2 tRNA genes and 3 rRNA genes are annotated in these 5,108 nt (G+C 48.2%); all 5 read left to right on the top strand.

Annotated features, from left to right (window positions below):
* Window positions 1–14 precede the first annotated feature (14 nt).
* The 5 genes from GCQ56_RS20050 (at window position 15) to rrf (ending at window position 5,066) form a co-directional block, all read left to right on the top strand.
* Window positions 15–1,538 (top strand): 16S ribosomal RNA (locus GCQ56_RS20050).
* 150 nt (window positions 1,539–1,688) lie between these two features.
* Window positions 1,689–1,762: transfer RNA gene (locus GCQ56_RS20045), tRNA-Ile, on the top strand.
* A gap of 15 nt (window positions 1,763–1,777) precedes the next feature.
* A tRNA-Ala gene (locus GCQ56_RS20040) sits at window positions 1,778–1,851 on the top strand.
* Between the two features lie 117 nt (window positions 1,852–1,968).
* A 23S ribosomal RNA gene (locus GCQ56_RS20035) occupies window positions 1,969–4,842 on the top strand.
* 113 nt (window positions 4,843–4,955) lie between these two features.
* Window positions 4,956–5,066 (top strand): 5S ribosomal RNA (gene rrf / locus GCQ56_RS20030).
* The 16S, 23S and 5S rRNA genes sit together here with 2 tRNA genes alongside, the layout of an rRNA operon.
* Window positions 5,067–5,108 lie beyond the last annotated feature (42 nt).

Below are 5,108 nucleotides of genomic sequence, written 5' to 3'. Positions count from 1 at the left end.
TTAAAAACTTTTATACAACGAAGAGTTTGATCCTGGCTCAGGATGAACGCTAGCGACAGGCCTAACACATGCAAGTCGAGGGGTAACATTTCAGCTTGCTGAAGATGACGACCGGCGCACGGGTGAGTAACGCGTATGCAACCTGCCTTGTACAGGGGGATAGCCCGGAGAAATCCGGATTAATACCGCATAATATGATTGATTCGCATGGATTAATTATTAAACTTTCGGGGGTACAAGATGGGCATGCGTAGCATTAGTTAGTTGGTAAGGTAACGGCTTACCAAGACGATGATGCTTAGGGGGTCTGAGAGGATAGTCCCCCACACTGGTACTGAGACACGGACCAGACTCCTACGGGAGGCAGCAGTGAGGAATATTGGTCAATGGGCGCAAGCCTGAACCAGCCATGTCGCGTGCAGGATGACGGCCCTATGGGTTGTAAACTGCTTTTTTACGGGAATAATTGTCTCTACGTGTAGGGATTTGAAGGTACCGTATGAATAAGGATCGGCTAACTCCGTGCCAGCAGCCGCGGTAATACGGAGGATTCGAGCGTTATCCGGATTTATTGGGTTTAAAGGGTCCGTAGGCGGGCAATTAAGTCAGTGGTGAAATCCCAGAGCTCAACTCTGGAACTGCCATTGATACTGGTTGTCTTGAATTTAGTTGAGGTGGGCGGAATACGTTATGTAGCGGTGAAATGCATAGATATAACGTAGAACACCGATTGCGAAGGCAGCTCACTAAACTAATATTGACGCTGATGGACGAAAGCGTGGGGAGCGAACAGGATTAGATACCCTGGTAGTCCACGCCGTAAACGATGATTACTCGTTGTGCACGATACACTGTGCGTGACTGAGCGAAAGCATTAAGTAATCCACCTGGGGAGTACGTTGGCAACAATGAAACTCAAAGGAATTGACGGGGGCCCGCACAAGCGGAGGAACATGTGGTTTAATTCGATGATACGCGAGGAACCTTACCTGGACTTAAATGCAGATTGACCGGCCTGGAAACGGGTCTTCTCTTCGGAGCAATCTACAAGGTGCTGCATGGTTGTCGTCAGCTCGTGCCGTGAGGTGTCGGGTTAAGTCCCATAACGAGCGCAACCCCTATCGTTAGTTGCTAGCAGGTAATGCTGAGGACTCTAGCGAGACTGCCACCGTAAGGTGAGAGGAAGGTGGGGATGACGTCAAATCAGCACGGCCCTTACGTCCAGGGCTACACACGTGTTACAATGGCCAGTACAAAGGGCAGCTACCTGGTGACAGGATGCTAATCTCTAAAGCTGGTCTCAGTTCGGATCGGAGTCTGCAACTCGACTCCGTGAAGTTGGATTCGCTAGTAATCGCATATCAGCAACGATGCGGTGAATACGTTCCCGGGCCTTGTACACACCGCCCGTCAAGCCATGGAAGCCGAGGGGACCTGAAGTACGTAACCGCAAGGAGCGTCCTAGGGTAAAATTGGTAACTGGGGCTAAGTCGTAACAAGGTAGCCGTACCGGAAGGTGTGGCTGGAACACCTCCTTTCTGGAGTGTGGAGTATCGACAAAGGTTTAGTAAGTTTTGACATAGGATTGTCTTTATTTCCTAACTTTTTTTTCGTTTTCATCTTATAATTTATACCATAACCCATAGCGTTAGGGTGTTTTAGATCACTCGCTTATGGATTATTCATTTAGTCCTGTAGCTCAGTTGGTTAGAGCACTACACTGATAATGTAGGGGTCCGCAGTTCAAATCTGCGCAGGACTACTATTGACGTTTTATGGGGGATTAGCTCAGCTGGCTAGAGCGCCTGCCTTGCACGCAGGAGGTCATCGGTTCGACTCCGATATTCTCCACAATTAGATACATGGTGTATTTATAAAGTTCTTTGACATATTGAAAAAAAATTAAAGTAGAAGTAACCAAAGTAAAGAAACAACGATTGATTTCGATGAATTTATTCATTGACACAATAAGAAGTAATTAAGGGCGTATGGCGGATGCCTAGGCTCTCAGAGGCGATGAAGGACGTGATAAGCTGCGATAAGCTATGGTGAGGTGCAAATAACCTTTGATCCGTAGATTTCCGAATGGGGCAACCCACTCAGCAATGAGTATTCGAAAGAAGGCAAACCCGGAGAACTGAAACATCTAAGTACCCGGAGGAGAAGAAAACAAAAGTGATTCCCCTAGTAGTGGCGATCGAACGGGGATCAGCCCAAACCTATATTGTTTCGGCAATGTAGGGGTTGTAGGACTGCGATATGAAGAAGCAAGTGAAGTGGAAGTGTTTGGAAAGACACACCATAGAGAGTGATAGTCTCGTACACGTAAGCGAAGCCATTCTAGCAGTATCCTGAGTAGCGCGGAACACGAGAAATTCTGTGTGAATCTGCCAGGACCATCTGGTAAGGCTAAATACTCCTGAGAGACCGATAGTGAACAAGTACCGTGAGGGAAAGGTGAAAAGCACCTCGAACAGAGGAGTGAAAAAGTACCTGAAACCGTACGCCTACAAGCGGTCGGAGCACTTTAGGGTGTGACGGCGTGCCTTTTGCATAATGAGCCTACGAGTTACTCCTCACTAGCGAGATTAAGCACTTCAGGTGCGTAGTCGAAGCGAAAGCGAGTCTGAATAGGGCGTAAAGTTAGTGGGGGTAGACGCGAAACTTGGTGATCTACCCATGGTCAGGCTGAAGCTCTGTTAAACCAGAGTGGAGGGCCCAACCCGTTGACGTTGAAAAGTCTTGGGATGAACTGTGGGTAGGGGTGAAAGGCCAATCAAACTGAGAAATAGCTCGTACTCCCCGAAATGCATTTAGGTGCAGCGTCAGAGTCGAGAGTTATAGAGGTAGAGCTACTGATTGGATGCGAGGGCTTCACCGCCTATCAAATCCAGACAAACTCCGAATGCTATAACTTATATCTGGCAGTGAGCCCATGGGTGCTAAGGTCCATGGACGAGAGGGAAAGAACCCAGACCATCAGCTAAGGTCCCCAAATGTATGTTAAGTTGAACAAACGAGGTGAGATTGCTTAGACAGCTAGGATGTTGGCTTGGAAGCAGCCATTCATTTAAAGAGTGCGTAACAGCTCACTAGTCGAGCGATCTTGCATGGATGATAATCGGGCATAAAACATACTACCGAAGCTATGGATTTAGAATTTATTCTAACTGGTAGGGGAGCATTCTATTCTACGTAGAAGCCGAGTGGTAATGCTTGGTGGAGTGTATAGAAAAGCAAATGTAGGCATAAGTAACGATAATGCGGGTGAGAAACCCGCACGCCAATAGACTAAGGTTTCCTGATCAACGCTAATCGGATCAGGGTAAGTCGGGACCTAAGGGGTAGCCGAAGGGCGAACTCGATGGACAACCGGTTAATATTCCGGTACCCGCTATAACTGCGATGGGGTGACGAAGAGATGATAACGCCGCGAACTGACGGAATAGTTCGTTGAAGGACGTATGCTATGAGAGATGTAGGTAAATCCGCATTTTGAGCTGAAATCTGATAGTACAGCAATGCTACGGCAGCGCTGATAGTGCGTGTAATTTGACTTCCAAGAAAAACCTCTAAGCATCAGGTTATAGTGGCCCGTACCACAAACCGACACAGGTAGTCAAGTAGAAAATACTAAGGCGCTCGAGTGATTCATGGCTAAGGAACTCGGCAAAATAGTCCTGTAACTTCGGGAGAAAGGACGCTCTTCGTAAGGAGAGCCGCAGTGAAATGGCCCAGGCGACTGTTTACCAAAAACACATGGCTTTGCAAAATCGAAAGATGAAGTATAAGGCCTGACACCTGCCCGGTGCCGGAAGGTTAAGTGGAGATGTTAGCTTCGGCGAAGCATTCAAATGAAGCCCCGGTAAACGGCGGCCGTAACTATAACGGTCCTAAGGTAGCGAAATTCCTTGTCGGGTAAGTTCCGACCTGCACGAATGGTGTAACGATCTGGGCACTGTCTCAGCCATGAGCTCGGTGAAATTGTAGTATCGGTGAAGATGCCGATTACCCGCAACGGGACGGAAAGACCCCGTGAACCTTTACTGCAGCTTTACATTGATTTTGGGTAAGTGATGTGTAGGATAGGACGGAGACTATGAAGCGGTGCCGCCAGGTATTGTGGAGTCGCCCTTGAAATACGTCCCTTTGCTTATTCGGAGTCTAACGTCTAACGACGGACAGTGTATGGTGGGTAGTTTGACTGGGGTGGTCGCCTCCAAAAGAGTAACGGAGGCTTCTAAAGGTACCCTCAAGACGTTTGGTAATCGTCTGTAGAGTGCAATGGCACAAGGGTGCTTGACTGTGAGACATACAGGTCGAGCAGGTACGAAAGTAGAGCATAGTGATCCGGTGGTTCCGTATGGAAGGGCCATCGCTCAAAGGATAAAAGGTACTCCGGGGATAACAGGCTGATCGCTCCCAAGAGCTCATATCGACGGAGCGGTTTGGCACCTCGATGTCGGCTCGTCACATCCTGGGGCTGGAGAAGGTCCCAAGGGTTGGGCTGTTCGCCCATTAAAGTGGCACGCGAGCTGGGTTCAGAACGTCGTGAGACAGTTCGGTCCCTATCTGTTGTGGGCGTTGGAAATTTGCGAGGATCTGACTCTAGTACGAGAGGACCGGGTTGGACTAACCTCTAGTGTATCTGTTGTGGCGCCAGCTGCATTGCAGAGTAGCTACGTTGGGCAGGGATAAGTGCTGAAAGCATCTAAGCACGAAGCCTACCTCAAGATGAGATTTCCTTTAAGGGTCGTTGGAGACTACAACGTTGATAGGTTGCAGGTGTAAAGGTGGTGACATCAAAGCCGAGCAATACTAATTACCCTAAGGCTTCTGAGTGGCGAGGTCAATCGCTGAATCTAACTGTAGGTTCTTTTACTTTATTTTTTCGATATGTTATGATATTAGTTATCCACCTGACGGGGTCAGGGTTAAAAATGGATACAACGATTTTAGGTGTTTATAGCGACGGGGTTCCACCTCTTCCCATTCCGAACAGAGAAGTTAAGCCCGTTAGCGCCGATGGTACTGCAGAAATGTGGGAGAGTAGGTCGACGCCAACCTTTAAAAAGAGTCTTATTCCAAATGGAGTAAGACTCTTTTTT

Source organism: Marinifilum sp. N1E240, from assembly GCF_009295825.1.
Classification (GTDB): domain Bacteria; phylum Bacteroidota; class Bacteroidia; order Bacteroidales; family Marinifilaceae; genus Marinifilum_A; species Marinifilum_A sediminis.
The sequence above is the reverse complement of the archived record's forward strand: the minus strand, read 5'-3'. Positions and strand labels throughout refer to the sequence as shown.